The sequence below is a fragment of the Microcystis sp. LE19-195.1E genome (assembly GCF_027532095.1).
In the GTDB taxonomy this organism is placed as follows: domain Bacteria; phylum Cyanobacteriota; class Cyanobacteriia; order Cyanobacteriales; family Microcystaceae; genus Microcystis; species Microcystis aeruginosa.
Genome location: NZ_JAPZSZ010000219.1, coordinates 1 through 3,331 on the forward strand (window position 1 = coordinate 1; position 3,331 = coordinate 3,331).

Consider the following 3,331-nt stretch of genomic DNA (forward strand, 5'->3'; position numbering starts at 1 on the left):
AGCGGTCTTTTCTGACCAAGGTTGGGACGGTCTACCACTTCTCTCAATATACAAGGTTGGGTTGAAGCATGAAACCCAACGCCCGCTCATGTTACGCTACCGCTAACCCATCCTACAAATAATTGTGCCTCCCTACTTAAAACACCTGAAGAAATTGCTAAAACTTATTCATCTTTGAGCTTAGAACAAGTTTATGCAACAATTCTGTACTATTTGCATGAGCAAGAAAAAATAACCAATTATTTAACCGAATGGATTGAACATGGAGAAAGAATGAGAGAAATACAAAAACAAAATCCTCCTCCTGTGGCGGAAAAATTGAGAAAGTTAAGGCAACAAAGAAAAGCAGTCAAACAAGTAAATGAGTCTGAAATATCTCTTAGATGAAAATGTTGATCCTCTCTATGGGACTCAACTAAGAAGACTCAAGCCTGATTTAGTTATTAGAGTCATTAGAGAACCTGTTATACTAAATCTGTTGAGTATAGGCTACTTATGAAGACAGGCACTCATGCAAGAGGCAAGAGGCAAAAGGGGTAATAAATAATCAGTCTTTAATAACCAGATTTAGTATCACGGGTCGCTTGCATGATGTCGTTGGTTGTTAGACGGCTAGTTGCTTTGCCACGGATAGCGGCAATCAGTTGCTTTCCCCGGCTTAGGGTTCTAGGCTTGCGAATTTGCAAGATATCCCCAATCACTTCCAGCTGGATTTCTGTACCGGGTAACAACCCAAGCTTTTCTTGAATATCAGGGGGAATAGTGATTTGTCCATTAGGGCTAATTTTCATGGTGTTTTTCTGCATATACTAACAAATAATCGGAAGAGTCAGTGCCACTGGCTGCTTGACCCCCCCCAAACGTTTACCTGGGAATAACTCTGATTTATTATCCTGTATCCTATTTGGTACTATGATAAGAGCAGAGAATCAGGCAAGCATTTTATGAAAAAAGTAATTGTTATTTTAATTCTGGGTTTTCTGAGCGAACAAATATCAATAAAATCACCAATTTCTGGCAATCAAACCCTCAATAATTTAGCCGTAGCTAACAACAATAATCGTCCCACTCCCCAGAAAAAACCTAGTCCTTCTCCACAGTTTCGGTGCGATGGTAGAACTCACTGTTCCCAGATGACCTCCTGTGCAGAAGCGACTTTTTTCTTGAGAAATTGCCCCAATGTCAAAATGGATGGAGACGGTGATGGAGTTCCCTGTGAAAGTCAATGGTGTGGAAAAAAATCCTCAGAAAAATGTTGGGAAAGTTCTCAAAATAACTAATTTTGTTTCCTCACCCCAATTCTCTCACTTAAAGAATCGGGGTGAAAACAATCAAGAAGCAGTAATCACGGGAGAATTAAGATATTGATAATTCCAGTCCGATTGTTGCCAAACGCGACCATCAAGGGCAATTTGTTCGATTAAACTAGCTAATCGTAAAGCTTTTAAAGCTTGTTCCCCACCGACAGAAGGTTGGTCCCCACCGCGCACACAATGAACAAAATGTTCTAATTCCGCGTGTAGAGGTTCAATATTGCTGGTATAAACTTTTTCAATTAAACCATCTTGACGGTAGAGAACTTGACCGTAATCGGTGCTATAGTTAGCGGTGGTTTGCCGGTGAATGAGGATTTCATTGTTGAGAAAATCCGCTTCCGTGAGAGAATTTTTACAGTGGGCCGCTAAACGGCGAATCTTGCGATGAGTCACCTTACTAGCGGTTAAATTAGCCACTACTCCATTACTAAAACCAAGGGTTGCAGTGACATAATCGAGATAACCGGAATCAGTGGCAGCGCGACTACCACTAGCGGTTAATTTCACCACGGGAGCGGAGACTAATTCTAAAATTAAATCTATATCGTGGATCATTAAATCTAACACCACCGACACATCATTAGCGCGTTGGGAATAGGGACTCATGCGATGGGATTCAATCGCTAAAATTTCCTCGGTTTTCAAGACCTTCGATAACTCTTGGAAAGCGGGATTAAAACGCTCGATATGACCCACTTGCAGAATACAATCATGATCGGCTGCCGCATTGACTAAAGATTCCGCTTCACTAATACTAGCGGCGATCGGTTTCTCGATCAAGGTATGTACTCCCCCTTGCAGACAGTCCATCCCGACTCGATGGTGTAACCGCGTGGGGACAGCGATACAAACCGCATCTACCCTAGGTAAGAGATCTAAATAATTTTCAAAAAAACGGACTCGGTATTTACTGGCAGTTTCCAGTCCCTTTTCGACGTTGACATCGGCCACCCCGACGAATTCCACGTCTTTTAATAAACTCAGGATGCGACTATGGTGTTGTCCCATGTTACCGACCCCGATAACCCCGACTTTAATCGGTTTGAGTTGATTTCTGTTACCCGGAAAGTTTGCTGGTTGATTGGACATGAATTTTAGACTCCTGTGTTCACACTCCCCACACCACTTGATTAGATTAATCAAGCTGATTTTGTCGATTAATTACCAAGATGGTATCATGGTTATCCAGATTCTGACACGATGTCGGTGTCAATGGGGGTTCTGAGAAGATTTTCTGATTCCATCTGCGGGTTTTTACTCCTAAATGCTTATCAAAAAATCATCCCTGAGTAGCGAGGACTACATATGGACAATTCAACGGATTTTAACTCCTTACGGGGATTAAGTGTTTTTTTGCTAGGAATGATGGGATCTGGCAAATCCACCCTGGGAGAGTTGCTTTCCCGACGGTTACAATATCGTTTTTTTGATACAGATATATTAATAGAAAGGGTCGCGGGAAAGAAAATCAGGGAAATTTTTGCCGACGAGGGAGAAGCGACTTTTCGGGAGTTAGAAACCCAAGTTTTGGCCGAATTATCCTCTCTGACTAAAACTGTGATTGCCACCGGGGGAGGGATGGTTTTAAAACCGATGAATTGGAGTTATCTTCGTCACGGTTTAATGATTTGGTTAGATGTTCCTCTCGAAGTCTTGGTTAAACGTTTAAAAAAAGATACCTCTCGTCCCTTGCTTCAGTCCACTGATTTAGAAAGTAAACTGGAATTATTATTAGAACAAAGACGAGGACTTTATGCAGAAGCAGATCTTCGGATTGTTGTTTCTGACCTAGATAGACCTGCTGATATCGTTGAGAAAATTTTAACAGCAATACCGACGGTGATTAAAGATTTTCATCCAGAAAGAGACAATAACTAGGGTTTGCTGAAAAAGCTTTTCCTGGGGGCAGGGTGTGGGGTGTGGGGTGTGGGGTGTGGGGTTTTACCGATTTTGAGGTAGTCAATTACCTAATTTTCAGGGAAAAAGTACCTGAATTTTCCCCCCGATCCCCGCAA

Annotated in this window: 5 protein-coding genes; 3 read left to right on the top strand and 2 right to left on the bottom strand. The window is 41.9% G+C overall.

What is annotated here, in order from left to right; genetic code table 11:
* Positions 1 to 174 precede the first annotated feature (174 nt).
* On the top strand, positions 175 to 387 hold the full coding sequence (locus O9300_RS12465; protein WP_002766476.1) for a hypothetical protein: 213 nt from the start codon (positions 175 to 177) through the stop codon (positions 385 to 387).
* Positions 388 to 554: 167 nt separating this feature from the next.
* Here O9300_RS12465 and O9300_RS12470 read toward each other — a convergent pair whose 3' ends face one another.
* Positions 555 to 806: an AbrB/MazE/SpoVT family DNA-binding domain-containing protein gene (locus O9300_RS12470; protein ID WP_004266827.1), complete on the bottom strand. Its 252-nt coding sequence runs from the start codon at positions 804 to 806 to the stop codon at positions 555 to 557.
* A 138-nt stretch (positions 807 to 944) separates the two neighbouring features.
* On the opposite strand from O9300_RS12470, the gene O9300_RS12475 reads away from it, so the two are divergent.
* Positions 945 to 1,280 carry an excalibur calcium-binding domain-containing protein gene (locus O9300_RS12475; RefSeq protein ID WP_147072539.1) on the top strand — a complete coding sequence of 112 codons (336 nt, stop codon included), beginning with the start codon at positions 945 to 947 and terminating at the stop codon, positions 1,278 to 1,280.
* A 51-nt stretch (positions 1,281 to 1,331) separates the two neighbouring features.
* Here O9300_RS12475 and O9300_RS12480 read toward each other — a convergent pair whose 3' ends face one another.
* Positions 1,332 to 2,405, bottom strand: coding sequence for a Gfo/Idh/MocA family protein (locus tag O9300_RS12480; protein ID WP_052277637.1), 1,074 nt, complete (start codon positions 2,403 to 2,405; stop codon positions 1,332 to 1,334).
* Positions 2,406 to 2,621: 216 nt separating this feature from the next.
* Between O9300_RS12480 and O9300_RS12485 the strand changes: the two genes are divergently transcribed.
* Positions 2,622 to 3,194, top strand: coding sequence for a shikimate kinase (locus tag O9300_RS12485; protein WP_287971923.1), 573 nt, complete (start codon positions 2,622 to 2,624; stop codon positions 3,192 to 3,194).
* Positions 3,195 to 3,331 lie beyond the last annotated feature (137 nt).

What these genes read in the sequence shown, in the direction of transcription:
- O9300_RS12485 (WP_287971923.1), top strand. Translation starts at nt 2,622, where the DNA reads ATGGACAATTCAACGGATTTTAACTCCTTACGGGGATTAAGTGTTTTT.
- O9300_RS12475 (WP_147072539.1), top strand. Translation starts at nt 945, where the DNA reads ATGAAAAAAGTAATTGTTATTTTAATTCTGGGTTTTCTGAGCGAACAA.
- O9300_RS12480 (WP_052277637.1), bottom strand. Translation starts at nt 2,405, where the DNA reads ATGTCCAATCAACCAGCAAACTTTCCGGGTAACAGAAATCAACTCAAA.
- O9300_RS12470 (WP_004266827.1), bottom strand. Translation starts at nt 806, where the DNA reads ATGCAGAAAAACACCATGAAAATTAGCCCTAATGGACAAATCACTATT.